Annotated in this window: 25 protein-coding genes and 1 pseudogene; 13 read left to right on the top strand and 13 right to left on the bottom strand. The window is 74.5% G+C overall.

Features of this window, described 5'->3' with window-relative positions:
• Positions 1 to 185 precede the first annotated feature (185 nt).
• Complete coding sequence (locus KBY47_RS07080) at positions 186 to 2,264, top strand: SpoIIE family protein phosphatase (RefSeq protein WP_210920082.1); 2,079 nt, start codon at positions 186 to 188, stop codon at positions 2,262 to 2,264.
• Here KBY47_RS07080 and KBY47_RS07075 read toward each other — a convergent pair.
• Positions 2,236 to 3,042, bottom strand: a complete 807-nt coding sequence (locus KBY47_RS07075; protein WP_210920081.1) for a putative protein N(5)-glutamine methyltransferase — start codon at positions 3,040 to 3,042, stop codon at positions 2,236 to 2,238. The two genes, KBY47_RS07080 and KBY47_RS07075, sit on opposite strands and share 29 nt — an antisense overlap.
• Before the next feature lie 243 nt (positions 3,043 to 3,285).
• Between KBY47_RS07075 and KBY47_RS07070 the strand changes: the two genes are divergently transcribed.
• The 6 genes from KBY47_RS07070 (at position 3,286) to KBY47_RS07045 (ending at position 8,878) form a co-directional block, all read left to right on the top strand.
• On the top strand, positions 3,286 to 3,891 hold the full coding sequence (locus KBY47_RS07070; protein ID WP_210920080.1) for a sulfite oxidase-like oxidoreductase: 606 nt from the start codon (positions 3,286 to 3,288) through the stop codon (positions 3,889 to 3,891).
• Positions 3,878 to 4,642: a ferredoxin reductase gene (locus tag KBY47_RS07065; protein ID WP_210920079.1), complete on the top strand. Its 765-nt coding sequence runs from the start codon at positions 3,878 to 3,880 to the stop codon at positions 4,640 to 4,642. The genes KBY47_RS07070 and KBY47_RS07065 overlap by 14 nt, the downstream gene beginning before the upstream one ends.
• A gap of 98 nt (positions 4,643 to 4,740) precedes the next feature.
• Positions 4,741 to 5,328 (top strand): hypothetical protein, encoded by a 588-nt coding sequence (locus KBY47_RS07060; protein ID WP_210920078.1) that lies wholly within the window; start codon positions 4,741 to 4,743, stop codon positions 5,326 to 5,328.
• 432 nt (positions 5,329 to 5,760) lie between these two features.
• Positions 5,761 to 6,732, top strand: coding sequence for an acetylxylan esterase (locus KBY47_RS07055; protein ID WP_210920077.1), 972 nt, complete (start codon positions 5,761 to 5,763; stop codon positions 6,730 to 6,732).
• 121 nt (positions 6,733 to 6,853) lie between these two features.
• Positions 6,854 to 8,023, top strand: coding sequence for a serine hydrolase (locus KBY47_RS07050; protein WP_210920076.1), 1,170 nt, complete (start codon positions 6,854 to 6,856; stop codon positions 8,021 to 8,023).
• Positions 8,024 to 8,152: 129 nt separating this feature from the next.
• Positions 8,153 to 8,878 carry a GntR family transcriptional regulator gene (locus KBY47_RS07045; RefSeq protein ID WP_210920075.1) on the top strand — a complete coding sequence of 242 codons (726 nt, stop codon included), beginning with the start codon at positions 8,153 to 8,155 and terminating at the stop codon, positions 8,876 to 8,878.
• On the opposite strand, the gene KBY47_RS07040 is transcribed toward KBY47_RS07045, so the two are convergent.
• The gene (locus tag KBY47_RS07040) at positions 8,856 to 9,608 is read right to left on the bottom strand and encodes a class I SAM-dependent methyltransferase (RefSeq protein WP_210920074.1); all 753 of its coding nucleotides are present in this window, start codon (positions 9,606 to 9,608) and stop codon (positions 8,856 to 8,858) included. The genes KBY47_RS07045 and KBY47_RS07040 overlap by 23 nt on opposite strands.
• A gap of 91 nt (positions 9,609 to 9,699) precedes the next feature.
• On the opposite strand from KBY47_RS07040, the gene KBY47_RS07035 reads away from it, so the two are divergent.
• Positions 9,700 to 10,089, top strand: a complete 390-nt coding sequence (locus KBY47_RS07035) for a nuclear transport factor 2 family protein (protein ID WP_210920073.1) — start codon at positions 9,700 to 9,702, stop codon at positions 10,087 to 10,089.
• Between the two features lie 10 nt (positions 10,090 to 10,099).
• On the opposite strand, the gene KBY47_RS07030 is transcribed toward KBY47_RS07035, so the two are convergent.
• Positions 10,100 to 10,627: a GNAT family N-acetyltransferase gene (locus KBY47_RS07030; protein WP_247694325.1), complete on the bottom strand. Its 528-nt coding sequence runs from the start codon at positions 10,625 to 10,627 to the stop codon at positions 10,100 to 10,102.
• 113 nt (positions 10,628 to 10,740) lie between these two features.
• Between KBY47_RS07030 and KBY47_RS07025 the strand changes: the two genes are divergently transcribed.
• The 3 genes and pseudogenes from KBY47_RS07025 to KBY47_RS36340 all read left to right on the top strand — a co-directional run.
• Positions 10,741 to 11,568 (top strand): bifunctional 2-polyprenyl-6-hydroxyphenol methylase/3-demethylubiquinol 3-O-methyltransferase UbiG, encoded by an 828-nt coding sequence (locus KBY47_RS07025; RefSeq protein WP_210920071.1) that lies wholly within the window; start codon positions 10,741 to 10,743, stop codon positions 11,566 to 11,568.
• A gap of 302 nt (positions 11,569 to 11,870) precedes the next feature.
• On the top strand, positions 11,871 to 13,013 hold the full coding sequence (gene rho, locus KBY47_RS07020) for a transcription termination factor Rho (protein WP_210920070.1): 1,143 nt from the start codon (positions 11,871 to 11,873) through the stop codon (positions 13,011 to 13,013).
• Positions 13,014 to 13,106: 93 nt separating this feature from the next.
• A pseudogene (locus KBY47_RS36340) lies at positions 13,107 to 13,943 on the top strand (D-alanyl-D-alanine carboxypeptidase family protein); the annotation flags it as partial.
• A gap of 83 nt (positions 13,944 to 14,026) precedes the next feature.
• Here the strand turns inward: KBY47_RS36340 and KBY47_RS07015 are convergent.
• The 4 genes from KBY47_RS07015 to KBY47_RS07000 form a co-directional block, all read right to left on the bottom strand.
• Positions 14,027 to 15,406 (bottom strand): glycosyltransferase 87 family protein, encoded by a 1,380-nt coding sequence (locus tag KBY47_RS07015; RefSeq protein WP_210920069.1) that lies wholly within the window; start codon positions 15,404 to 15,406, stop codon positions 14,027 to 14,029.
• The gene (gene mptB, locus KBY47_RS07010; RefSeq protein WP_210920068.1) at positions 15,403 to 16,797 is read right to left on the bottom strand and encodes a polyprenol phosphomannose-dependent alpha 1,6 mannosyltransferase MptB; all 1,395 of its coding nucleotides are present in this window, start codon (positions 16,795 to 16,797) and stop codon (positions 15,403 to 15,405) included. Before mptB ends, KBY47_RS07015 begins: the two co-directional genes overlap by 4 nt.
• 388 nt (positions 16,798 to 17,185) lie before the next feature.
• A complete protein-coding gene (locus KBY47_RS07005) occupies positions 17,186 to 18,205 on the bottom strand; it encodes an AI-2E family transporter (RefSeq protein WP_308405071.1) in 1,020 nt (339 codons plus the stop codon).
• Positions 18,206 to 18,362: 157 nt separating this feature from the next.
• Positions 18,363 to 18,782 (bottom strand): PRC-barrel domain-containing protein, encoded by a 420-nt coding sequence (locus tag KBY47_RS07000; protein ID WP_210920066.1) that lies wholly within the window; start codon positions 18,780 to 18,782, stop codon positions 18,363 to 18,365.
• Between the two features lie 443 nt (positions 18,783 to 19,225).
• Between KBY47_RS07000 and KBY47_RS06995 the strand changes: the two genes are divergently transcribed.
• Together KBY47_RS06995 and KBY47_RS06990 are read left to right on the top strand one after the other, a co-directional pair.
• Positions 19,226 to 19,795 carry a PRC-barrel domain-containing protein gene (locus KBY47_RS06995; protein ID WP_210920065.1) on the top strand — a complete coding sequence of 190 codons (570 nt, stop codon included), beginning with the start codon at positions 19,226 to 19,228 and terminating at the stop codon, positions 19,793 to 19,795.
• A 5-nt stretch (positions 19,796 to 19,800) separates the two neighbouring features.
• Complete coding sequence (locus KBY47_RS06990; RefSeq protein ID WP_210920064.1) at positions 19,801 to 20,244, top strand: PRC-barrel domain-containing protein; 444 nt, start codon at positions 19,801 to 19,803, stop codon at positions 20,242 to 20,244.
• A 204-nt stretch (positions 20,245 to 20,448) separates the two neighbouring features.
• On the opposite strand, the gene KBY47_RS06985 is transcribed toward KBY47_RS06990, so the two are convergent.
• The 6 genes from KBY47_RS06985 to KBY47_RS06960 all read right to left on the bottom strand — a co-directional run bounded on the left by KBY47_RS06985 (position 20,449) and on the right by KBY47_RS06960 (position 23,969).
• Positions 20,449 to 21,468: an asparaginase gene (locus KBY47_RS06985; RefSeq protein WP_210920189.1), complete on the bottom strand. Its 1,020-nt coding sequence runs from the start codon at positions 21,466 to 21,468 to the stop codon at positions 20,449 to 20,451.
• The gene (locus KBY47_RS06980) at positions 21,468 to 22,142 is read right to left on the bottom strand and encodes a FadR/GntR family transcriptional regulator (protein ID WP_210920188.1); all 675 of its coding nucleotides are present in this window, start codon (positions 22,140 to 22,142) and stop codon (positions 21,468 to 21,470) included. The genes KBY47_RS06985 and KBY47_RS06980 overlap by 1 nt, the downstream gene beginning before the upstream one ends.
• Positions 22,143 to 22,279: 137 nt before the next feature.
• Positions 22,280 to 22,654 carry a fluoride efflux transporter CrcB gene (gene crcB / locus KBY47_RS06975; protein WP_210920063.1) on the bottom strand — a complete coding sequence of 125 codons (375 nt, stop codon included), beginning with the start codon at positions 22,652 to 22,654 and terminating at the stop codon, positions 22,280 to 22,282.
• Complete coding sequence (locus KBY47_RS06970) at positions 22,651 to 22,998, bottom strand: DUF190 domain-containing protein (RefSeq protein ID WP_210920062.1); 348 nt, start codon at positions 22,996 to 22,998, stop codon at positions 22,651 to 22,653. Before KBY47_RS06970 ends, crcB (KBY47_RS06975) begins: the two co-directional genes overlap by 4 nt.
• Positions 22,999 to 23,029: 31 nt before the next feature.
• Entirely contained in the window at positions 23,030 to 23,491 is a 462-nt protein-coding gene (crcB, locus tag KBY47_RS06965) for a fluoride efflux transporter CrcB (RefSeq protein ID WP_210920061.1), read from the bottom strand.
• Positions 23,492 to 23,681: 190 nt separating this feature from the next.
• Positions 23,682 to 23,969, bottom strand: a complete 288-nt coding sequence (locus KBY47_RS06960) for a helix-turn-helix domain-containing protein (RefSeq protein ID WP_210920060.1) — start codon at positions 23,967 to 23,969, stop codon at positions 23,682 to 23,684.
• Positions 23,970 to 24,006 lie beyond the last annotated feature (37 nt).

Raw genomic sequence — 24,006 nt, 5'->3', positions numbered from 1 at the left:
CTGGCCCGCCCCACCTAGTCATGTACAGACCAATCCGGTCACATCTCCCGACAGCCACCGCCGTGTTGAGGGATGGTGGAGGTGGGCGAAAGTGACCCGGAAGAATTCGTTGAGCGCGATACAACTGGCAGAAAGCGACACGGCGGACGGCGTGCGCGGGCGGTCTGACGAGGGCGGTGCGTGGGATGGGATCAGCCGGTCCACCAGTGACCGAGGACAACGGGCAGCTCCGTGGCCCCGTACCGCCCAGCGGGCTGCTCGACGTGCTGGGAATGGCCTCGGTGGTACTGGACGCCGAGGGCCGCATCGTGCTGTGGAGCCCGCAGGCCGAGGAACTCTTCGGCTACACCGCCGGGGAGGCCCTCGGCCGCTACGCCGCCCGGATCATGGTCCACGAACGCCATCTCGACCTGGTCGCCAAGCTCTTCGCCGACGTGATGTCCACCGGGCAGAGCTGGGCCGGGGCGTTCCCGGTCCGGCACAAGGACGGCAGCACCCGGCTGGTGGAGTTCCGCAACATGCGCCTGATGGACGACCACGGCGACGTGTACGCCCTCGGGCTCGCCGCCGATCAGGAGACCGTGCGGCGCCTGGAGCGGGACGTGGCGCTGTCCTCCCGCATGGTGTCCCAGTCGCCGACCGGACTCGCCGTCCTGGACACCGCGCTGCGGTTCGTCTCGGTCAACCCCGCCCTGGCGCGGATCAACGGCATCCCGGCCGAGCGGCACACCGGACGCCGGATCCACGAGGTGCTGCCCTCGCTGGACGCCGGACCGCTGGAGGCCGCGGCCCGCCGGGTGCTGGCCAGCGGCACGCCCCTCGTCGACCAGCGGGCCACCGGGCGCACCCCCGCCGACCCCGACCACGACCACACCTGGACCGTCTCGCTGTACCGGCTGGAGGACGCCCACGGCACCGTGCTGGGCGTCGCCGCGTCCGTCGCGGACGTCACCGAGCAGTACCGGGCGGGCGTCGAGGCGGAGGCCGCACGACGGCGGCTCGCGCTCGTCGCCGACGCCTCCGCCCGCATCGGCACCAGCCTGGACCTGGACCGCACCGCGGCGGAACTCGCCGACGTCGCCGTGCCGGAGCTGGCCGACATCGCCGCCGTGGACCTGCTGGAGGCGGTGATGGCGGGCCGCCGCAGCAGCCTCGGCCCGGCGCAGTCCGCGATGATCCGGGCCCTGGCGGTCCGCGCCGACGAGTCCCCGGAGGCGCTGCGGGCGGCCGACCCGCCCGGTCGGATCGCCCGCTACGGCCCCGACCGGCTGGTCACCGAGTGCGTACGCACCGGGGAGCCGGTCCTGGTGGCCCAGGTGAAGGACGACGACCTGCCGCGCATCGCCCGCTCACCGGAGGCGGCGGTGCTGCTCGGGCGGGCGGGCGTGCACTCGTACCTCGCCGTCCCGCTGATCGCCCGCGGCGAGGTCCTCGGCGCCCTCGACCTCAAACGCACCCGCAACCCGCTGCCGTTCAGCCACGACGACCTGCTGCTCGCCCGGGAACTCGCCGCCCGCGCCGCCGTGCAGATCGACAACGCCCGCTGGTACCAGAGCGCCCGCGACACCGCCCTCACCCTCCAGCGCAGCCTGCTGCCCAGCCATCCGCCCGTCACCGGCGGCCTGGAGGTCGCCTCGCGCTACCAGCCCGCCGGGGCCACCACCGAGGTCGGCGGCGACTGGTTCGACGTCATCGCGCTGGACGGCGGCCGGACCGCGCTCGTCGTGGGCGACGTGATGGGCAGCGGCATCAGCGCCGCCGCGACCATGGGGCGGCTGCGCACCGCGACCACCACCCTGGCCTCGCTCGGCCTCGACCCCGCCCGGGTCCTCGACCACCTCGACAAGATCGCCTCGGAGCTGGACGACTCCATCGCCACCTGCCTGTACGCCGTCCACGACCCCGCCCCCGGACAGCTGCGGATCGCCAACGCCGGGCATCTGCCGCCCGCCCTGATCCGGTCCGGCCACGCCCCGCGCCTGCTCGACCTGCCGACCGGGGCACCCCTGGGCGTCGGCGGGGTCGCCTTCGCCACCACCGTCTTCGACTTCACCCCCGGCGACCGGCTGCTCCTCTACACCGACGGGCTGGTCGAGACGCGCCGCCAGTCCCTCGACGAACGGCTCGACGCCCTGCTGGAGCTGCTGGCCGACCCCGCCGACGCCCTGGACGACGTCTGCGACCTGCTGCTGCGGACACTGCACCAGCCCGACAACCACGACGACGTGGCGGTGCTCATCGCCCGGGCACGGCCGGAGGACTGAACCCCGGGGTCCCGATCACCACATGGGCGCTCCACTCCTCGGAGACCGCCACGCGGGCGCCCAGCCCGGCGTCCTCGAAGATCGCCAGCGCGGTCGGGGCCTGGCGCTCACTGGTCTCCACCAGGAGACGGCCGCCGGGCGCGAGCCAGTGGGCGGCCCCGGCGGCGACCCGGCGCAGCACGTCGAGGCCGTCGGCGCCGCCGTCCAGGGCGATCAGCGGTTCATGGTCGCGGGCCTCGGCCGGGAGCCGTCCGACCTCGCCGGTGGGGACGTAGGGCACGTTCGCCGCGAGCACGTCGACCCGGCCGCGCAGGTCGTCGGGGAGGGCCTCGAACAGGTCGCCCCGGTGCACCTGGCCGCCGTACCGGGCGACATTGCGGCGGGCGCAGCGCACCGCGGCCGGATCGATGTCGGCGGCGTGCAGCTCGACCGGGCCGAGGGCGTCGGCGAGCGCGGCGCCGACCGCGCCGGAGCCGCAGCACAGGTCGACGACGACGGACGCGCCGGGTGCCTGGGCGAGCGCCTGTTCGACCAGGAACTCGGTGCGCCGCCGGGGCACGAACACGCCGGGTTCGACGGTGACCCGCAGACCGCGGAACCCGGCCCAGCCGAGGACGAGTTCCAGCGGCAGGCCACGGGTGCGGCGGTCCATCAGGTCCGCCAGTTCACCGGGGGTGCGGGCGGCGCCGAGGAGCAGTTCCGCCTCGTCCTCGGCGAAGACGCAGCCCGCCGCGCGGAGGGCGGCGACGACGGCGGGACGGGGGTCGGGAAGGGGCATGGGAGCCGGGAGCCTTTCGAAAGCCGAAGGGCGCTCTCGGATCCGGCTACCGCCGGGGACGAGGTGAGAGGGCCCGAACCGATACAGCGGTGATGGGTCTCACCTCCCCAAGGTCATGGCCGGGACCGTCCGCGGCCGGGCGTCACTGTACCTCACCGGTCGAACACGGGCGGTGGCGCACCGGGCCGGTCCCTCGGCCACGTACGGTTGAAGTCGCAAGCACACCTGGAAGGCACCACCCGTATGAACGTCACCCGAGGCTTCACCGGGCGCCCGCGCGTCCCCAACCCCGGGCTGCCGCCCGGACAGTACGACGCGGGCGACGACTGGCCCGTCCTGTCCGCGGAGGTCACCCCCGAGCTGACGCCCGAGGAGTGGACGTTCCGGATCGACGGGCTCGCCGAGGCGCCGCGCACCTGGAACTGGGCCGAGGCCCACGCGCTGCCCGGGTCGGTGTACGAGGGTGACATCCACTGCGTGACCAGCTGGTCCAAGTTCGGCGTGCGCTTCGGGGGCGTCTTGCTGGACGCGTTCCTGGCCGAGGCCCGCCCGCTGCCGTCCGCCACCCACGCGGTCGCCTGGTCGCACACCGGCTACACCACCAACCTGCCGCTCGCGGACCTCACCGGCGGGCGCGCCTGGATCGTCTGGGAGTACGACGGCCGGCCGCTCGCCCCGGAGCACGGCGGCCCGGCGCGGCTGCTGGTGCCGCACCTGTACTTCTGGAAGAGCGCCAAGTGGATCGCGGGCCTGCGCCTCCTCGACCACGACGAGCCCGGCTTCTGGGAGCGCAACGGCTACCACGACCGCGGCAACCCCTGGGAGGAGCAGCGCTATGCGGGCGACTGAGGCCTCCTTCGCACCGCCCACCCGGTTCGCCGTGCCCGGCCGCATCGAGGTGAGCGCGCCCGCCGCGGCCCGCTGGCAGACGGCGACGCTCACGTCGATCCGGCGCGAGACCCCACGCGCGGCCACGTTCCGGTTCGCGGTGCCCGAGTGGCCGGGGCACGTGCCCGGCCAGCACCTGATGCTGCGGCTGACCGCCGAGGACGGCTACACCGCACAGCGGCACTACTCGATCGCCTCCGCGGACGACGGCTCCGGGCACATCGAGCTGACCCTGGACCACATCGAGGGCGGTGAGGTCTCCGGCTGGTTCCACACCGAGGCCCGCCCCGGGGACCGGGTCGAGGTCCGCGGCCCGGTGAGCGGTTTCTTCGCCTGGCCCGGCGACCGGCCCGCGCTGCTCGTCGGCGGCGGTTCCGGTGTCGTACCGCTGATGTCGATGGTGCGCCACCACCGGGCGCGCGGGCTCTCGGTGCCGCTGCGGCTGCTGGTGTCGGCGCGCCGCCCCGAGGAGCTGATCTACGCGCGGGAGTACGGCGCCGAGACGACGCCGGTCTTCACCCGCCGCGCTCCCGAGGGACACCCGGTGGGCCGGCTGTCGGCGGCGCATCTGGCGCCGCTGCTGGCCGAGCGGCCGCCCGGTGGGTGGGAGGCCTATGTCTGCGGCTCGGACGGCTTCGCCGAGCACGCCTCCCGGCTGCTGGTCGCCGCCGGGCAGCCGGTGGACCGGATCAGGATCGAACGCTTCGGCTGACGGACGCGGGGGCGCCCGGCCACCGTGAGCAATGTCCGCAGTCGTGGGTACGCGGCCCTGGTAGGCAACGCACGCGTACACACCGCGCGGAGGCGGACATGCGGACCCGGGTGCGCGGCTGGCGGTGGCGGCCCAATCCGCTGCGCCGCCGGTCGGACGTCGTCGAGGCATGGACGGTACTGGTGATCGCCGTACTGCTGCTGGTGGGGGCGCCGCTGGCGGGGCTGGCGGCGGCCCGGTGGGCGCACGCGGAGGCGCGGTCGGCGGCGGCGGGGCTGCGTGCCGAGCGGCGGCAGATCGAGGCCGAGGTGGTCGGCCGGGCGTCGCAGGCGCTGCCGACGGCACACGGCGGCCAGGAGAGCACCTACCGGGCGACCGTGCGCTGGGCGGAGCGGCCGGGCGAGCGGGCGCGGACCGCCACCGCGCGGGTCCCGGGCGGCACCCGCACCGGTGACGTGGTCCCCGTCTGGCTGGACTCGCGCGACCGCCCGGTGCCCGCGCCGCCGGACGGCACCGCGGTCCGGGAGCACGCCGTGGCCGTGGGGGTGTGCGCCACCGGGGGCGCCGTCGCCGTCGTACTCCTCGGTCACGCCGTGGTACGGCGGGCGGCCACCCGGCGGCGGCTGGCGGAGTGGGAGCGCGAGTGGGCGCTGACGGAGCCCGAGTGGTCGCGCCGCGGGGTGTGAGGCGGCCGGCGTGGCGACGACCCGTCGGGGCCGGGCCTGGCGCGGTGACCGGTCCCGGCGCTCGCGGGGCGGCGTCCGGTCTTCCCGGGAAAGGGCACCTTCACGCCGTTGGTCCTGCCGGTCGTCGTCGGCACCGTGCCGTCCCTGCGCATGCCCCTGATCCGCGAGCCCGTGAGCGGCGGCACGTACCGCCCGCGCCGCCGATCTGGGCGCCGACGGCGTCGGCCCACGGGAGCTGTCGTTCGGCCCGTCGCTGGGCTGCGCGAGCTGCGATCCGTTGATCGCCCCGTGACGTCTCGGCGGCGGGACAGCCGTCGGACCCGCGTGACGCCCGATCCGTGACAGCGCTTTCTATCGCTGGCTATGGTGATCGACCGGTGCCGCCGTCTACGGTGTGATCACCTACCGTTCTCCGCACAAAGGCGGTCATACATGGCCCTGTTCGACCTACCGATCGAGGAACTCCGCGAGCACCGGAGCGCCTCCGTCGAGCCCGAGGACTTCGACGCCTTCTGGGCCAAGACGCTCGCCGAGGTGCGCGAGTTCGACCTGGACGCCCGCTTCGAACCGGTCGACACGGGGCTGTCCACCCTCCAGGTGTTCGACGTGACGTTCACCGGGTTCGGCGGACATCCGGTGAAGGGCTGGCTGACCCTGCCCGCCGGGGCCGAGGAGCCGCTGCCGCTGCTGGTGGAGTACGTCGGCTACGGCGGCGGGCGCGGCCTGCCGCACGAGCACCTGCTGTGGGCGTCCACCGGCCGGGCGCACTTCGTGATGGACACCCGGGGCCAGGGCAGCGCCTGGGGCGGGGGCGGCGACACCCCCGACCCGGTGGGCGGCGGGCCCGCCTTCCCCGGGTTCATGACCCGGGGCATCGACGCGCCGGAGAACTACTACTACCGCCGGGTGTTCACGGACGCCGTGCGCGCGGTGGAGGCGGCCCGGTCGCATCCGCTGACGGACGCCTCCCGGACCGCGGCGATGGGGGCGAGCCAGGGCGGCGGCATCACCGTCGCGGTCGCGGGGCTGGTCCCGGACCTGGTCGCGGTCCTGCCGGACGTGCCGTTCCTGTGCGACTTCCCGCGCGCGACGACGATCACCGACCGCAACCCGTACCGCGAGATCGCCCTCTGGCTGAAGACGCACCGGGGCCGCGCCGACGAGGTCCGGCGCACCCTGTCGTACTTCGACGGTGTGCACTTCGCCGCCCGCGCCCGGACCCCGGCGCTGTTCTCGGTGGCCCTGGAGGACCAGACCTGCCCGCCCTCGACGGTGTTCGCGGCGTACAACGCCTGGGCGCACGAGGACCGGGCGATCGAGGTGTACGAGTTCAACGACCACGAGGGCGGCGGGCCCTTCCACGACGGGGCGAAGATGCGCTGGCTGCGCTCGCACCAGCTCTGAGCGGGCGGGCCGACGACCGCCCCTTCCCTCCAGTCCGACCAGTCGGTACGTTCATCACGCCCGGGTCGCCGTGTCGCGGCCCGGGCTTTACGCCGACCTCTTCGTCGACCTGGGAGGACCCATGTCCGCGTCCGCACACCTGGCCGTGCACGGCCACTGCGACCCCCGTTTCACGGCCGTGCGCGCCGCGTTCGAGGAGAACTTCCGGGAGCGGGGCGAACTGGGCGCGGCGGTCGCCGTCACGGTGGACGGCGAGACGGTGGTCGACCTGTGGGGCGGCTGGGCGGACGCGGCGCGCACCCGGCCCTGGGAGCGGGACACACTGGTCAACGTGTGGTCGACGACCAAGGGCCCGGTCGCGCTCTGCGCGCACCTGCTCGCCGACCGGGGCCTGCTGGACCTGGACGCCCCGGTGGCCGCGTACTGGCCGGAGTTCGCGGCGGCGGGCAAGGAGAAGGTCCTGGTCCGGCACCTGCTGTCGCACCGGGCGGGCCTCGCGGGGCTGCGGGAGCCGCTCTCCCTCGAGCAGCTGTGCGACTGGCAGTTGACGGCCGACCGGCTCGCGGCGACGGAGCCCTGGTGGGAGCCGGGCACCCGGTCCGGGTACCACGCGCTGACCTACGGCCATCTCGTCGGGGAGGTCGTGCGCCGGGTCTCCGGGCTGCTGCCCGGCGCCTTCCTCGCGCGGGAGGTGACCGGCCCGCTCGGCATCGACTTCACCCTGGGGCTGCCGGAGTCGGAGTGGGGCCGGGCGGCGGAGCTGGTCCACGCCGTACCCCCGGCCTCCGCCGAACGCCCCGAGTCCCCCGGCCAGTTGCCGCCGCTGCCGCTGGCCGCGCTGGCCAACCCGGCGGTCGGCGCGGCGGGGGCCTGCACACCGCGGTGGCGGTCCGCCGAGATACCCGCGGCCAACGGGCACGGCACCGCCCGGGCCGTCGCCGCGCTGTACGGGATCTTCGCCGGGCGGGGGTCGTACGACGGCCACCGGGTGCTGTCCGCGGAGGCGGTCGAGCGGGCGCGGGAGGGGCAGGGCGCGTGCCGCGACCTGGTGCTGGGCGCGGGCCTCGGCGCCGACACGGAGATCGGACTCGGCCTGTGGCTGAGCGGGCCGCGCGGGAGCTACGGCCCCAACCCGCGGGCATTCGGCCATGACGGCTTCGGCGGCTCCTGCGGTCTCGCCGATCCGGAGGCGGGGCTGTCGCTGGGCTACACGATGAACCTGATGGGTCCTCACATCGCGGACGACCCGCGGAAGATGGCGCTGGTCGAGGCCGTCTACAGCGCGCTCTGACCCGCCCCGCCACCGTCCGTTTCCGGCCGAACCACCCGGCCGCCCTTCCCTGGTGGTTTAGACCAATGCTAGATCTGGTGGCGCAACGAGCCCGCACGGCTACGGAACGTCATCAACAGGAGGCGCGGCATGGCCCGCACCACCCCGCACGACCGGCCCCTGTACCGCAGGGTCGCCTCCGAACTCCTCAGTGAGCTGCGCGACGGCGCTGTCCCGCCCGGCGAACGCCTGCCGGGCGAGCGGCAGTTGGCCGAGCACTTCGGCGTCAGCAGGGAGACCGTACGACAGGCGCTGGAACTGCTCCGCCGTGACGGCCTGGTCAGCACCGACCGGCGCGGCAGCCACACCGCCCTGCCCGGACCGCCCGTCGGACACCTCTCCCCGCTGAGCTTCCCGGTGGGCGCCCGCACGCCCGACCCGGCGGCCGTCGACCGGGCGACCGTCAGCTGGCGGCCACCCCCGGCCGAGCACGCCGCCGCGCTGGGACTCGCCCCGCACCGGCCGACACTGATGCACCGTTACGAGTCCTTCGGCGCCGACGGTGCGGATCTGCGGACCGCCGTCACGTCCTTCTCGGCGGTGGCGCTCGCCGAGGTCGACGAACTGGGCCGGTACCGCGACCGGGCCGACGGCACCGCGGCGGCCCATCTGGAGCGGGCCTACGACTGGATGCGCCGGGCGGGCCTGACCCTGCACCACCGGGACGCGATCACCCGCCTGGTGGACCGGCCCTCGGTGCGGGTGACCCGGCTCGTGCACGACCAGTACGCCCGGCCACTGGAGATCACCGACCTCGTCGTGGACGCCCGGCGGGAGACGCTGGTCTACGAGTTCACCCAGCCCGCGGCGCGCTGACCCGGGCGGGCACGCGGGCGGTGACCAGCCGCACCCGGGGGCTCCCGTCGGTGCGCCGCCCGAACTCGGGGAGGTCGTGCAGTTCCGTGGCGAACCCGGCGTGCCGGAGTTCCCGCAGCATGTCCCCGAACCCGACGGCCCGGTAGTACATGACGAACGGCGGCCGCCACACGGCGTTGCGCACCCGCATCACCGTGTCGAAGCCCAGCAGCATCCAGTACGCCAGGGAGGTGGGCGGGGGCGGGGCGACCACGGGGAAGGCGAAGGTGCCCCCGGGCCGCAGCACCGAGCGCACCTGGGCGAACAGTCCGGGGATCTCGCGCGGCAGGAAGTGCCCAAACGCGCCGAAGCTGACCACCAGGTCGAAGCCGGGTCCGAACGGCAGCGCCCGCGCGTCCGCCCGGACCCAGGTCACCCGCGGTCCCGTGGCGGGCGGCCGCCGGCGCCGGGCGACGTCCAGCATGCCCGCGCTGAAGTCGACGCCCGTGATCCGCTCCCGGCACACCGGGGCGAGCACCCGCATCCCGGCGCCCGTGCCGCAGCACAGGTCGAGCCCGGCACCGAAGGGTCCGAGCCGCCGCAGGGCCGCCGCGACGGCGTCCAGCACCGAGTCCGGCGTGCGGAAGGGGGTGTGGTCGAACTTCGGCGCGAGCAGGTCGTAGCCGCGCTCGACGGAGGACAGCGCCTGGACGGCGAGTTCACGCAGACGGGGACCCTCGGGGCTGAACACCGGCGCCACCCTACGGCATGTGGACAGGCCGACGGGGGGTGGCTAGTGTCATCGGCACCTATTCATCGAATTGACTATGAGGGTGGCTCCGATGCGCGCATTCCGTGAGGCGGTCGAGCGGCGGGACCTCGACGCCGTCGAGGCACTGCTGGCCGAGAACGTGGTCTTCACCAGCCCGGTGGTGTTCAAGCCGTACGAGGGCAGGGCGATCACGGCGGCGATCCTGCGCGAGGTCATCGAGGTCTTCGAGGACTTCCGCTACGTCCGTGAGCTGCACGGCGCCGACGAGCGCGACCACGCGCTGGTGTTCACCGCGCGGGTCGACGACCGCGCCATCGAGGGCTGCGACTTCCTGCACGTCGGCGACGACGGCCTGATCGACGCCCTCACCGTGATGGTCCGCCCGCTGTCCGGGGCGCAGGCCCTGGCGGCGGCGATGGGCGCACGCTTCGACCGGATCGCCGAGCGGGCGCGCGGCTGACCCCGACCGGTCAGGGGACCAGGTCGGCGGGGCGGACCCGGTAGACCTGGAGGCGCAGGTCGTAGTACTTGGTGGTCTCGCCGACCCACTGCATGCCGAGCCGTTTCGCGGTGGCGACGGCCCGCTCGTTCGCGGGGCGGGCGACGGCGAACAGCTCGTCGGTGTCCTGGGTGAACGCCCACTCCACCAGGGCACGCGCCGCCTCGACCGCGTAGCCGTGGCCCCAGGCGGCCGGGGCGAGCTGCCAGCTCACCTCGAGATCGTCCTCGTACGGCGGCAGCAGCCGGATGCCGAGGCCGCCGACGACCGCGCCGTCCGACCGTCGTTCGACCGCCCAGCGGCCACGCGGCGGGATCAGGTTCGGCTGGCTCTCCTGCCAGGACTGGAGCACCGAGCGCATGGCCGCGGCGTCCCGCACCCGTTCCATCGCCGGGGTGAGCCAGTGCGCCACGTCCGGGGAGCCGTAGATCTCCAGCGCGGCCTCGGCGTCGTCGACGCTCCAGTCGCGGATCACGAGCCGGTCGGTCGTCAGGGGCATGTCCATACCGCATCCCTCCGTGGTGCCGTTGCCTCGGCGTTCCGTTGGTGCAACACCGGCCGGATCCGGTCTCTTCCGGACGGGAGCGGCGACGGGTGCGCTTGGATGGCCCCATGACCAGCGACGAGCACGACCGGCTCATGCGGGCCAACCAGGCCAACTGGGACGCCCGTACCCCCGTCCACCTGGCCAGCCGCTTCTACGGGCTCGACGGCGACCCGGACCCGTCGCGGTGGTTCGCCCCGTGGGAGTGGGAGGACATGGGCGACCCGGCCGGGCGCGACGTGCTGCACCTCCAGTGCCATCTGGGCACCGAGACGATCGCCTTCGCCCAGCGCGGCGCCCGCGCCGTCGGTCTCGACTTCTCGGCGGCGTCCGTCTCCGCCGCGGCCGGCGTCGCGGCCCGCGCGGGCGTCCACGTCGACTACGTGCACGCCAATGTCTACGACGCCGGGCGGGCCCTGGACGGGCGGCGCTTCGACGTCGTCTACACCGGCAAGGGCGCCCTGTGCTACCTGCCCGACCTGGACCGCTGGGCCGAGGTGGCCGCCCGGCTGCTGCGGCCGGGGGGCCTGCTGTACATCGTCGAGTTCCATCCGCTGCTGAACTCGCTGGGTCCCAAGCCCGCCCCCGGCGAGGGCACCGAACTGCTGCTGCGCCACGACTACCTCGGCGGCGCGGGCCCCGTGCGCCGGGACGGCACCCACACCTACACCGACGGCCCGGCCGTCGAGGGCGCCACCGACAGCTATGAGTGGATGCACGGAATAGGAGAGGTCATCGGCGCGTTGACGGGGGCGGGACTGACCGTGCGGCGGCTGCGCGAGAGCGACGAACTGCCCTGGCCGCGCTGGCCGCACATGATCCGTACGGCGTCCGGCTGGTGGCGGCTGCCCGCGCCGCGGATCCCGTTGCTCTACGGTCTGCTCGCCGAACGCTGAGCCCGGTTTCCCGGGACTCACCGCCGTGGCCCGTGGTACGGTGCGGGCAGCACCTGTCTCGCGCTCGGTTCTCCGGCGCCGGTGCTCGTTGTCTCCTCGGCGCCTCTTCCGCCGGCCGAACCGCCCGCCGACTCTCCGGCCGGGCACTCCGGCTTCCCACACCACCTCGTTTCCAGGCGCACGCCGTGTCCGAGGTGCTGTTCCCGCCGCCCGGAGGCGCGCCCACAGGGCCCTCCGTTCCTGGCGGCTTCCCTTCCCTTCCGCATGACCCATGACTTCCGTCCGTGAAAGGACCGACCACCATGACCACCACACTCGAACCCCCCGTGGAACAACAGCAGTCCAGCCGCATCGTCACCGGCGTCCTCGACATCGACGCGAGTGGGAAGGGCGGCCGACTGCGGCCCCCGGACCTCCTGCCGACGTCCTCCGACCCGCAGGTGCCGCCCGCGCTGATCCGCCGTCACGGCCTGCGCAAGGGCGACCTCGTCGAGGCCGTCCGCGGCGAGCGGCGCGAACTGACCGCCGTAGCCCGCGTGGGCGGCCGTACGCCGGACGCCCTGCGCGGCAGGCCGCACTTCCACGACCTCACCCCGCTGCACCCCCGCGAGCGGCTGCGCCTGGAACACCCCGCGTCCGGGCTGACCGGGCGCGTCACCGACCTGATCGCCCCGGTCGGCAAGGGGCAGCGCGGACTGATCGTGGCCCCGCCCAAGACCGGCAAGACCGTGCTGCTCCAGCAACTCGCCGCCGCCGTCACCGGCAACCACCCCGAGGCCCGTCTGATGGTGGTGCTCCTCGACGAACGCCCCGAGGAAGTCACCGAGATGCGGCGCTCGGTGCGCGGCGAGGTGTACGCCTCCACCTTCGACCGGACGCCGAAGCACCACATCGCGCTGGCCGAGCTGGTCATCGAACGGGCCAAGCGGCTCGTCGAGGCCGGTGAGGACGTCGTGATCCTGCTGGACTCCCTCACCCGGCTGTGCAGGGCCCACAACAACGCGGCCGCCGCCGGTGGCCGCACCCTCAGCGGCGGTGTGGACGCGACCGCGCTGCTGGGGCCCAAGCGGTTCTTCGGCGCCGCCCGGCTGGCCGAGGAGGGCGGTTCGCTCACCGTCCTCGCCACCGCCCTGGTCGAAACCGGTTCCCGTGCCGACGACTTCTACTTCGAGGAGCTGAAGAGCACCGGCAACATGGAGTTGCGGCTGAGCCGTGAACTGGCCACCCGCCGGATCTTCCCCGCCGTCGACATCGCCGCGTCCGGCACCCGCCGCGAGGAACTGCTGCTCTCCCCCGCCGAGTCCACCGCCGTACGCGGGCTGCGCCGCGCCCTCGCGCCGCACAGCGGGGAGGCCCAGGTGGAGACCCTGCTCAAGCGCATGCGCGAGACCCCGGACAACGCCACGTTCCTGCGGCGCGTCCAGCCGACGCTGCCCATGGACTGAGCCGCTCGCGGGAGGGCCGCCATCCGGGTGCTCGCGCCGGGCGTACGGCCCGGGCAGCGGGGTGCGGGACGGACGCATTCCTACGTTTCTCATATGATCGTCACATTCTCTTCCCGCGTCTTCGCGGCGACCTGCGCGCTCTGCGCGGTGGGGGTGCTGGGGCTCGCCCCGAACGCGGCGGGCACCCAGGGCGGAGCCGACCCCGGCGCGGCGGACGGCTCCCGGGCGGTGGCACCGCGGCCGGACCCGCTGCACCGGCCCGGCACCCAGGTCCGGCGGCCCGCCGGAGTGCCGGGCGTGCCCTCGGTCTCGGCGCTGTCCTGGGTGGTGGCCGACGCCCACAGCGGCGCGGTGCTCGCCGCCCACGACGCGCACCGCAAGCTGCCGCCCGCCAGCACCCTCAAGGCCCTCTTCGCGCTCACCGTGCTGCCGGTCCTGCCCGGCGGCATCCGGCACACGGTGCGGCCGGGCGACCTCAAGGGCATCGGGTCGGGCAGCAGCCTGGTCGGCGTCGCGGAGGGCCGCGCGTACCGGGTCGCCGATCTGTGGCGCGGGGTCTTCCTCAGCTCGGGCAACGACGCGGTGCACGTCCTGGCCGAGATGACCGGCGGCTGGCGCGGCACGGCCCGGCGGATGCAGGACAGGGCCCGCGCGCTGGGGGCGCGGGACACCCGCGTGGTGTCGCCCGACGGATATGACGCGCCGGGCCAGGTGTCGTCGGCGTACGACCTGGCGGTGTTCGGCCGGGCGGGGCTGCGCAACGCCGACTTCGCGCGCTACTGCGCCACCGCGACGGCCGAGTTCCCGGGCCGCGACGGACGGGCGTACCCCATCCGCAACACCAACCGGCTCCTGACCGGCGCCGACGGAGTGGCCCGCTACCCGGGCCTAGTCGGTGTGAAGAACGGCTACACCAGCAAGGCGGGACACACCCTGATCGCTGCGGCGCGGCGCGAGGGCCGCACCCTGGTGGTCACCGTGATGAACCCGCGGTCGGGCGGCCCGCACACCGTCTACGAGGAGGCCCGCGCGCTGCTCGACTGGGGGTTCGCCGTCGCCGGACGGGTCTCCCCCGTCGGGTCGCTGGTGCCGCCGTCCCCGGCCGCACCGGCGCCCGGGCCGGGGACGACGCCCGTCGCCGCGGCCACCGCGCCCGCACCGGGGCCCGGCTGGCGGGAGACGGCCGCGATCGCGGGCGCGGCGGCGGTGGGCGGCGCGGCCGTGGCGCTGGCGCTGCGGCTCAAGGACCGGCGGGCGGCGCCCGTCTGACGCCGCGGCAGCCACAGCAGCAGGCCCAGGGTGACCCAGGTGTACGCGTTGGCGCCGAGGAACCCGTCGATGCCGGAGGCGTCGTCGAACCACAGCCACACCACGCTCGTGCACAGCACGGCGTACAGCGCGCCCGCCACGCGCGTGTGCCCGGCGCGCAGCAGCACCGCGAACGACGGCAGCAGCCACACGAGATGGTGCACCCACGTGACCGGGCTGACGAGGCACGCCGTCAGCCCCGTCAGCGCGAAGGCCGCCGGCCAGTCCCCGGCGGCCACCGCCCGGCGGGCCCGCCACCCCCACACGCACAGCACCACGAGGACGCCCGCCCCCCACAGCGCACGGCTCGGCTCGCCCTGCGCCAGCCTGGCCAGAACGCCCTGCACCGACTGGTTCGAGACATAGTCCAGGCGGCCGATCCGGGACGTGTCCCACAGCGCGTGCGTCCAGTAGAAGCGGGACGCGTCCGGCGCGACCAGTGCCGTCAGGACCGTCGCCCCGGCCGTGACGCCCGTCGCCACCGCCGCCGCCCGCCAGCGCCGGGCGAGCAGCAGCAGGCCGATGAAGATCACGGGGGTCAGCTTGACGGCCGCCGCCAGGCCGGTGCCGACGCCCGCCCAGCGGGTCCGTCCGGTGGCGAGCAGCCGGGCGTCGACCAGGACGAGGGCCAGCAGCAGCAGGTTGACCTGGCCGAAGCTGACGGTGTCGCGCAGCGGTTCGTAGAGCGCGAGCAGGCAGGCGCCCAGGGCGCCGCCGTACCAGCCGTAGCGCCGCCACGCCCCGTCGGTCAGCACGTGCAGCGCCACCGCCAGGGCCGCCAGGTCGAGCAGCAGGGTGAGCGCGACGGCGGAGCGCAGTCCGACCAGGGCCATCGGGGACATGACCAGGGCGGCGAACGGCGGATAGGTGAAGCCGTACTCCGTCCCCGGCACCCGGTAGTCGTAGAGCCGCCCGCCGCGGTTGAGCCAGTGGTCGACGCTGCCGTGGTAGACGCGCAGGTCGAACCAGTCGCGCAGCAGCGGCACGGTCGCGGTGAAGACGGTCACCGCGACACCGAGGGCGAGGACGAGGAGCAGTCGGCCCCGGTCGGTGCGGGGCGGGCCGACGCGGTACGGGTCGGTCATGCCGTGCGCCCCAGCGCCGGGGTGCGTGCCGTCTGATGGGCCTGCCACAGGACGACGACGGCGAGCACCCCGCCGCAGCCGGCGAGGACGAGTTGGGCGAGGTCCGCGGGGGCGCCGCTGGGCAGGGCGGCGAGCGCCAGGACCCCCGGCACGGCCGCCAGCCGGTGCCGCAGCGAGGCACTGGGCGCGGCGGCGGCGATGAGGAACAGTCCCCACAGCGCGTACCAGGGGCGGATCGCGGGGCCGAAGGCGGCGACGGCGGCGAGGCTGAGGCCGAGCGCGTAGACGGGCCGTGGGCGCAGCCGCCACCAGATGGCGACGATCAGCACGGCGGTGAGGGCGAGTCCGAGGGCGTGCCAGGCCGGGACGGCGAGCGGCGCGAGATCGCTGCCGAGCCGTTCCAGCAGGGCGCGGGTGGCGCGGCCGAGCAGGCTGGTGAGGGCCCAGTTGTGCGGGGAGACCGGGGTGTCGAGGGCGGCTATCCAGCCGTAGCCGGTGCCCGCGGCGGCCGTGGCGGTGACGGTGGTCGCGGCGGCGGCCCCGGCGGTCGACAGCACGGCCGGTGCCGGGCGGCGGCCCGCGCGCACCTGGAGCACCACCACCGCGGCGAGCCCGAGCACGGCGGGCGCCTTCACCAGCGCGGCGAGCGTGACGAGTACGGCGCCCAGGACCGGCCACCGGCCCAGCGCCGCCACCAGTCCGGCGCCGAGCAGCCCGAGCATCAGGGCGTCGTTGTGCGCACCGGCGACCAGGTGCAGCAGGACCAGGGGGTTCAGCGCGCCCAGCCAGAGCGCGGCGGCCGGGTCGGCTCCGCTGTGCCGGGCCAGCCGGGGCAGCGCGGCGGCCATCAGCGCCACCCCGAGCAGTGCCACCAGCCGCATGCCCATCAGCCCCGCGGGGACCTCACCCCGGGTCAGCCCGGACAACGCGGAGGCGACGGCGAGGAAGACCGGGCCGTACGGGGCCGCCGTGTGCTGCCACAGCGGGGCGACCTCGTCGGCGAGCGGGCCGCCGAGCTGGGAGGGGCCGTGCGTGTAGACGTCGAGGCGGGCGTCGACCATGGCGCCCTGCGCGAGGTAGCTGTAGACGTCCCGGCTGAACAACGGCGGCGCGAGCAGCAGCGGGGTCGCCCACAGGGCGAGCGCCAGCAGCAGGGCGCGCGGGGTGGGCGGCTCGGGGCCGCGCAGCAGTCGGCCGAGCAGCACCCAGGCCGCGATCAGCAGGACGAGGCCGAAGTAGACGCCGACCAGGCCGAGGGCGGCGCCCGCGTCGGACGGCGCCAGCAACTCCCGCACGGGCAGGGCTCCGGCGGTCTCACCGCCCGCCGCGAGGACGACGGTCCCGGCCAGACCGAGCAACTGGCAGCGGCGGAGATCGACGGGAAAAGCCATGGCCAACACTCGCTCAGCCTGACGACGACGGATGGCCGGAAGGCGACGGCGGGCCTTCCGGACGGAAGCGCGGGTGTGTCCGGTGCGTGCTCATGCCGCGAGGGCCGCCACCCCGCGCAGCGGGCACATCACCGCCTCGGGCCGGGTCCGGGGACCCCACGCGGGGTGGGGAAGACGTGGTCGACCCCCCATTCACGCAACGTCTGAGGGATGTAGTCGGATATCTTCATGTCCGCCATCGCCTCTCCCGCGTTCAGTGAGCAAGCCTTGTCCGCCCAGGCGGGTACCGCCCTGAGCGCCCGGCGGGTTACCTCCCGGCGACCTGCGCGAACGTCGCCCTTCCGTTCGCCGTGTCCCCCGGGTCCGGTCCGTTCCGGCTGTTCCAGCGCTACGAGTCCGCCGCCGACTCCGCGGCGGGCGGTTCCCCCGACGCCCGGGAGCGGGCGCGCAGTTCGTGGACGACGCCGACGGCGGCGGCGGTGGTCGGCACCGCGAGGAGCACTCCGATGATCCCGGCCAGCGACGCCCCCGCGGTGAGCGCGACCAGGATCACGGCGGGGTGGAGCCGCACGGTCCGGCTCTGGACCATCGGCTGGAATACGTTCCCCTCGAGCGCCTGGACCGCGAGCACCACGCCGAGCGTCCACAGGGCGATGGCGAGCCCCCGGTCCGCGAGCGCGACCAGCACCGCCGCGGCTCCGGAGACGAAGGCACCCACATAGGGGACGTAGGCGCCGATGAAGACGATCGCCCCGAGTCCGAAGGCACCCGGCACCCGCAGGACCAGCAGTCCGGCGGTGATGCAGACCGCGTCGATGAGCGCGACCACGGTCGTGCCCCGCATGAACCCCTCGACGCCCTCGAAGGCCCTGCGGGCCATCGCCTCGACGGTGTCCGCGCCGTCCCCCGGGACGAGGGAACGCAGGGCGCCGACGGCCCGGTCGGAGTCGCGCAGGAAGAAGAAGACCAACAGCAGCGCCAGGACCGCCATGCCGAGGGCCTGGGCGGCGACGCTGACCCCGGTGACCACACCGGAGGCGGCCGTCCCGCCGAACCTGCCCAGCAGGTCGAGGCCATCGTCGGCGAGGTCCTCCAGCGAGGTGCCGGAGGCGCCGAACCGGTCGGCCAGTTCCCGGACCGCCCTGCGCAGCGAGGCGACGATCTGGTCCCAGGTGTCGACCAGCGCCACCGTGACGAGGTACACGGCCCCGCCCACCACGCCGAGGACCGCGGCACAGGTGAGCCCGGCCGAAACGGACCGGTTCACCTTCGCCTTCAGCAGCCACCGGTGCATCGGGAGGAGCAACGCGGTGCCGAGCAGGGCCAGCAGTACCGGGACGACGGCCGGCCGGAGCGCCACACACACCTGGATCCCGACGTAGGCGACCCCGGCGACCAACAAGATCACAAGGCACCAGGCAGCCAGCCTGCGGACCGGCCCCGGAAGCAGCTCGCGGCCTACCACCGGCCGTACTCTCCTGAGCGAACGACGAGCCCGTGACGGTGCTCGGCCGACCGGCGGGATGCGGGCACGGGCGGCGTGCGGCGGACCGCGCGTCGGGTGCTCACGGACGGTAGGGGAAGCGCGGGGGGATGTAGCCGGTCCCCCAGAAGGGGGCGTAGCCGTAGTGGGTGTAGACCCGGTCGGAGTACTCGCGCTGGTCCACGAGTTCCGGGTCGTACTCGGGCGCGTCGACGACGTCGTCGCGGGTGCGGTCGATGCGGAGCGCGTCGTCGGTCACGTCGGCCACGGCGTCGACCGGGATGTAGCTCTTCTTCTCCCCGATGCCCAGGAACCCGCCGTACTCCATGAGCAGGAAGCGCACCTTGCGCTCCTCCTCGTCGATGATCAGGTCGCTCACCTTTCCGAGTTCGTTGCCGGAGCGGTCGGTCACCTTCCGGCCCCGCACGTCCTCCTCGGCGGACGGGATCGTCTGCTGCGAGTCGGAGAGCCTGGTCAGCACGGGAATGTCACCAGAGGTCATGGAGCCTCCTCCCTCGAATGTCATGTGATGCCGGGCAGCCGGGCGGGTGGGCCCGGGCGTGCCACTCCGCCCCAGTTCCCTCCCCCTGCCGCCCCATGCGTGTGCCCCGGAGCCGACCACCGCCTGGCGGCCCCTTCACCGTCCTGGCCGGGCCCACGCCACGCGCCCCGTCGTCGGCGGGCTCGACGGGGGTGTTTGCCGGGCCTCCTCCCTGGCCGTGCCAGGCATGGCCAGGGCAGTACCGGGAACCCCGACAGCGACGGAAGCCGCGAGTGACGCGAGCAAAGGGGCACCGGGATGGAATGGTGGATCTGGCTGATCATCGCTGTCGCGGCCGTCGCGCTCGTCGCCGCCTCCTTGATGTCGATGCAGGCGAGGCGCCGCTCCGGCGGAGTGATAGCCCAGGGCCGTCCCCGACCGCCGCGCGGAGGAGGGCAGCGTTCGTGACCGTCTACCTGCGAGCCAGCGACATCACCAAGACGCCAGTGGTGACCCTGGCGGGAGAGGACGTCGGTCAGGTCAAGGACATCGTCTTCGACGCGTCGACGGGCAGTATCCGCTGCTTCACCCTGGCCGGCCGCGGACTGTTCTCGGGCCCGCTGCACCGCGCCCTGCTGTGGGAGAAGGTCCATGCCCTGGGGCCGGACGCGGTCATGGTGCGGGACGAGGCCGCGCTGGAGGAGGACGACACGGCCGCCCGGTCGGAACGGGACGAGCAGGGCGGGGCCGACGTACTGGGAGTCGCGGTCACCACCCGGAGCGGCACACGGCTGGGCACCGTCGTCGACGCCGTCGTCGAGACGGGCAGGGCACCGGTCGTGGCCGGCTACGAGATCGACACCGCGGAGCGTCGTCACGTTCTGCTGCCGGTGACCGGTCCCGTCACCGTCTCCAAGGAACGGATGCTCGTGCCGGACGCCACCGCCGAACACAGCGCCGGCGACCTGGAAGGTTTCGGCGCCGCCGCACAAGCCCTGCGCGACCGCCTCCAGCACGAGGCGCGGGAGGACTGACCACGATGCTGTTCAGCGAAGCCCGGGGCCAGGCCGTCATGGACCTCACATCGGCCGACACGGTCGCCACCGTCACGGCGTGCACGGTCGCACCGTCACCGGCCCGCATCGCAGGGCTGCGCCTCAAGACCCGAGGCCGCGGACACCACACCCTGGAGTGGGCGAACGTCCAGTCGTTCGGCCCGGACGCGGTCGCCGTCGAAGGGGCCGACTCGATCCGCGACGAGAAGACCATGGGCCCGGGCGAGCCCGCCCATGCTACCCACGACCCCGTCGGGAAAGCCGTGCTGACCGAAACGGGCCTGCGCAGGGGCACCGTGACCGACATCGAGTTCGACGAGCGCTCAGGGCGCGTCCGTCACCTGCTGACGGACGGGGAACAGATCCCGGGCGACGCGCTCCTCGGCGTCGGCAGCTACGCGGTGGTCGTGACCGACCATCCGGAGTGACACTCCGGTCCGGGACCGCGCCGACCACGGCCGCGCCCTGGCGCGTTCCCGGTCCGGTCCGCGCACGGTGCTCGTCACCGGCGCGGGCCCGTCGGACCGCTCGCCTTGAGCGGCTATCACCCGTACTGTGCCGCCCGCTCGCCACGGTGTCCTGGCGGCGTCGCTCGGCACGGCGGTGGCCGGCCTGCTGGGCGCCCCGCCCCGTCAGGCCGAAGCCGTGAGCCGTGGTGTCGTGGTCAGGGAGGGGGCCGGGCGGATGTGGCCGACCGGCTTGCCGCCCCCCAGGAGGGGTTCGCCCGCGAACGGGGTGAGCAGGGCGGGGTCGACGCCGGCGAGGGCGAGGGCCGCGGCGGTGACCGGGACGCGGGCGCGGGAGGCGCCGTCGGCGATCTTGACGGCGACGGCGCGGCCGTCGGGCAGCGCGGCGACCTGGACGCCCTCGTAGCCGTCCTTGGCGAGCAGCCCGGGAACGGCGTGCATCAGGTCGGCCACGTCGCGGCCGGAGCCGGACGCCATCTCGGCGTGCTCGCGCATCGCGTCGGCGACCCGCGCCTCAGGGGTGCCGGGCGGCGCGGTGGTGATCCGGGCGGCGGCGCGGGCCAGCCCGGTCAGGGAGACGGCGAACAGGGGGGCGCCGCAGCCGTCGACGGTGACCTGGGCGATGCGTTGTCCGGTGAGGTCCTCCACGGTCTCCGCGACGGCCCGCTGGAGGGGGTGCCCGGGGTCGAGGTAGTCGTCCGGGGGCCAGTCGTTGAGCCGGGCGGTGTGGAGCATGGCGGCGTGCTTGCCGGAGCAGTTCTGGGCGAGCCGGGAGGGGGCGCGGCCCTCGCGGACCCAGGTGTCGCGGACCGCCGGGCCGAGCGGCAGGTCGGGCACGTTGCGCAGGTCGTCCTCGGTGAGCCCGGCGAGGGCGAGGATGCGGCGGGCGCCCTCGATGTGGCGTTCCTCGCCGGAGTGGCTGGCCGCGGCGAGCGAGAGCAGGGCGCCGTCGAGCGGGAGACCGGCGCGGACCATGGCGGTGGCCTGGACCGGCTTGAGGGCCGAGCGCGGGTAGCACGCGGCCTCGGTGTCGCCGAGCTGGAACTCGACGCGGCCGTCCGTGCCGAGGACGACGACGGAGCCGTGGTGGACGCCCTCGACGACCCCGCCGCGTATCAGGTGGGCGACGGGGGCGTGGCGGGGTTCGCGGACGGGGGGTGCCTCCGCGGGGGAGCTGCTGTGGATCACTTGCTGTCGGGTCCTTGCGTTCGGTCCTTGCGCGTGGCGCGCACGATGTCGGTGAGGCTGGTCTCGACGCGGTCGATGTGGTGGGCCATGGCCTGCCGCGCGTCCTGTTCGCTGCCGTCGATCAGCGCCTCGACGAGGGCCCGGTGCTCGCGGTCGGACTGCTCGCGGCGCCCGCCGAGTTCGTTGAGGAACGCCGACTGGCGGGCCAGCGCGTCGCGGATCTCCTCGATGACCCGGCGGAAGACGGGGTTCTGGGCGGCCTCGGCCACGGTGAGGTGGAAGAGGGTGTCCATCGCGACCCACGCGGTGGTGTCGGTCTCCCGTTCCATCCGGTCCAGCAGATGGGTCAGACGGTCGAGGTTCTCGGCCGTACGGCGGCGGGCCGCGTACCCGGCGACGGGGATCTCCACATGGCGGCGCACCTCCAGCAGGTCGCTGGCCGTGTAGTCGCCGAAGGTGGGGTCCTCGACCGCGCTGGCCACCACGAAGGTGCCCTTGCCGGTCCTGGACACCGTCAGGCCCATGGTCTGGAGCGCGCGCAGCGCCTCCCGCAGCACGGGGCGGGAGACCTCCAGGGTGCGGCCGAGTTCCGCCTCTGAGGGCAGCTTGTCCCCGATGGCGTACTCGCCGCGCTCGATGGCCGCGCGCAGGTGCGCGAGCACCGCCTCCATGGCGCTGACGCGGCGCGGCGGCACCCCGGCTGTCTGGCTGTCTGACAGGTTCACGGGCCGATGGTGCGGGGCGCGCCGGACCAGTGTCAAGCGGTGGCCGGGGACGGCGGGAGACGACCGGTCTCAGCCGCTCCTCGTCAGCCCCACACCGCCTGTCCCACCGCCACGCCCGCGAACGCGGCACCCAGCCCCGCCGCCACGCTCCCGGCGGCGTTCGCGGCGGCGTACAGCCGCGCCCCGGTCTCCGCCAGCCGCAGGGTCTCGTAGGAGAAGGTCGAGTACGTCGTCAGCGCCCCGCACAGGCCGGTGCCGAGGAACAGCAGTACGTCGGAGTCGGCGGCCCCGGCGACGGCGGCGCCGGTGAGCAGGCCCAGCAGCAGACAGCCGGTGACGTTGGCCGCGAAGGTGCCCCAGGGGAGGACGGAGTCGTGGCGGGACTGGACCACCCGGTCGGTGAGGTACCGCAGCGGGGCGCCGACCATGCCGCCCGCGACGACCAGCAGCCAGTTCACTCGGCGCCCTCGCGGCCGATATACCGGATGACCTCGCAGTCGTCGAGGATGACCATGCCCTCGGTGACGAGTTCGTCGAGCTGGGGCAGGAAGGCCCGGACCCGCTCCTCGGTGTCGACGATCACGACGGCGACCGGCAGGTCCTCGCTCAGGGAGAGCAGCCGGGAGGTGTGGATCAGCGAGGACGCGCCGAACCCCTCGATGCCGCGGAAGACGCTGGCGCCCGCGAGTCCGGCCCGGCGGGCGCGGTGCACGATCTCCGAATAGAGCGGCCGGTGCTGCCAGGTGTCGTTCTCCCCGACGAAGACGGTCACGCGCAGGGCGCGCCCGGTCAGCCTGGTCATCGTCGCCTCCGCAGCGTCGTGTTCACGGGGTTCACGGCCGCCCGCCGAGCAGGAGGCGGCGGGCCGCGGTCGCCGCCAGCCACACCGCCACGAGCGCCCCGCCGAGGGTCGCGGCGAGGTAGGCCAGCGCGGTGCCGGGGCGGCCCGCGTCCACCAGGTCGCGGATGTCGACGGCGTACGTGGAGAAGGTGGTGAAGCCGCCGAGGACGCCGGTGCCGAAGAACGGGCGGACCAGGGGGTGGGCGGGGCGGACCTCGGTGACGGCCACCAGGAACACGCCGATCACGGCACAGCCGATGACGTTGGCCCAGAAGACGGCCCAGGGGAAACCGCCCGGCTCGGTGGGCCAGCGCAGCGTCGCCGCGTACCGGGCCGCCGCGCCCGCTCCGCCGCCGAGGGAGACCGCCGCGACGACGGGCAGTTGCGCCCGCCAGACCGACCGCCGTGCGGGGCGGGTGTCCAGGGGGAGGCTGTCGGCCTCGGGGGCTGTCACGGTCGTACGACTCCTACTCGCCGGGCCCTGATGCGGGCGCCTGTCGTCGCGAGGAGGGACCGTCGGCGGCACCGGTGCCGCGGTTCGGGTACGGCGGGCCCCACCGCCGCGCCGCGCTGGTGATCGCGGCCGGGCAACAGGGTAACTCCGGTGCCCGGGGGCGGTCACGTCGAGGGCCAGGCCCTCGCGCTCACCAGCCCTTCTCGAACATCCGGGCGACCTCGGCGATACGGACCTCGTCGCGGCGGTAGCGCAGGCGGCGGCGGACGCGCCTGGCGCGCAGCAGGCCGATCGCGGTGAGGAGGGCGAGGTGGCGTTCGGCCACCGGGCGGGCGAGGCCGAGCCGGGCGGCGACGGCGTCCGCGGTGACACCGTCGGTGCGGGGGTCAGTGTGCCGTCCGGTCGGGAGGTCGGCGGCCGGGTCCTTCAGCCACTCCAGGATCTCCAGGCGCACGCCCGTGACGGGATTCCTCAGCATCTCGTCATCCCTCTCGCTCCGGCCCCGGTCGTGGGGC

It is taken from the genome of Streptomyces sp. B93 (assembly GCF_018070565.1).
Classification (GTDB): domain Bacteria; phylum Actinomycetota; class Actinomycetes; order Streptomycetales; family Streptomycetaceae; genus Streptomyces.
This window is presented reverse-complemented; position numbering and strand designations above follow the sequence as displayed.

Bases quoted from the DNA above. Each gene is read 5' to 3' on its own strand.
- KBY47_RS07080 (WP_210920082.1), top strand. From the start codon at position 186: ATGGGATCAGCCGGTCCACCAGTGACCGAGGACAACGGGCAGCTCCGT.
- KBY47_RS07075 (WP_210920081.1), bottom strand. From the start codon at position 3,042: ATGCCCCTTCCCGACCCCCGTCCCGCCGTCGTCGCCGCCCTCCGCGCG.
- KBY47_RS07070 (WP_210920080.1), top strand. From the start codon at position 3,286: ATGAACGTCACCCGAGGCTTCACCGGGCGCCCGCGCGTCCCCAACCCC.
- KBY47_RS07065 (WP_210920079.1), top strand. From the start codon at position 3,878: ATGCGGGCGACTGAGGCCTCCTTCGCACCGCCCACCCGGTTCGCCGTG.
- KBY47_RS07060 (WP_210920078.1), top strand. From the start codon at position 4,741: ATGCGGACCCGGGTGCGCGGCTGGCGGTGGCGGCCCAATCCGCTGCGC.
- KBY47_RS07055 (WP_210920077.1), top strand. From the start codon at position 5,761: ATGGCCCTGTTCGACCTACCGATCGAGGAACTCCGCGAGCACCGGAGC.
- KBY47_RS07050 (WP_210920076.1), top strand. From the start codon at position 6,854: ATGTCCGCGTCCGCACACCTGGCCGTGCACGGCCACTGCGACCCCCGT.
- KBY47_RS07045 (WP_210920075.1), top strand. From the start codon at position 8,153: ATGGCCCGCACCACCCCGCACGACCGGCCCCTGTACCGCAGGGTCGCC.
- KBY47_RS07035 (WP_210920073.1), top strand. From the start codon at position 9,700: ATGCGCGCATTCCGTGAGGCGGTCGAGCGGCGGGACCTCGACGCCGTC.
- KBY47_RS07030 (WP_247694325.1), bottom strand. From the start codon at position 10,627: ATGCCCCTGACGACCGACCGGCTCGTGATCCGCGACTGGAGCGTCGAC.
- KBY47_RS07025 (WP_210920071.1), top strand. From the start codon at position 10,741: ATGACCAGCGACGAGCACGACCGGCTCATGCGGGCCAACCAGGCCAAC.
- rho (WP_210920070.1), top strand. From the start codon at position 11,871: ATGACCACCACACTCGAACCCCCCGTGGAACAACAGCAGTCCAGCCGC.
- KBY47_RS07015 (WP_210920069.1), bottom strand. From the start codon at position 15,406: ATGACCGACCCGTACCGCGTCGGCCCGCCCCGCACCGACCGGGGCCGA.
- mptB (WP_210920068.1), bottom strand. From the start codon at position 16,797: ATGGCTTTTCCCGTCGATCTCCGCCGCTGCCAGTTGCTCGGTCTGGCC.
- KBY47_RS07000 (WP_210920066.1), bottom strand. From the start codon at position 18,782: ATGACCTCTGGTGACATTCCCGTGCTGACCAGGCTCTCCGACTCGCAG.
- KBY47_RS06990 (WP_210920064.1), top strand. From the start codon at position 19,801: ATGCTGTTCAGCGAAGCCCGGGGCCAGGCCGTCATGGACCTCACATCG.
- KBY47_RS06980 (WP_210920188.1), bottom strand. From the start codon at position 22,142: ATGGAGGCGGTGCTCGCGCACCTGCGCGCGGCCATCGAGCGCGGCGAG.
- KBY47_RS06970 (WP_210920062.1), bottom strand. From the start codon at position 22,998: ATGACCAGGCTGACCGGGCGCGCCCTGCGCGTGACCGTCTTCGTCGGG.
- KBY47_RS06960 (WP_210920060.1), bottom strand. From the start codon at position 23,969: ATGCTGAGGAATCCCGTCACGGGCGTGCGCCTGGAGATCCTGGAGTGG.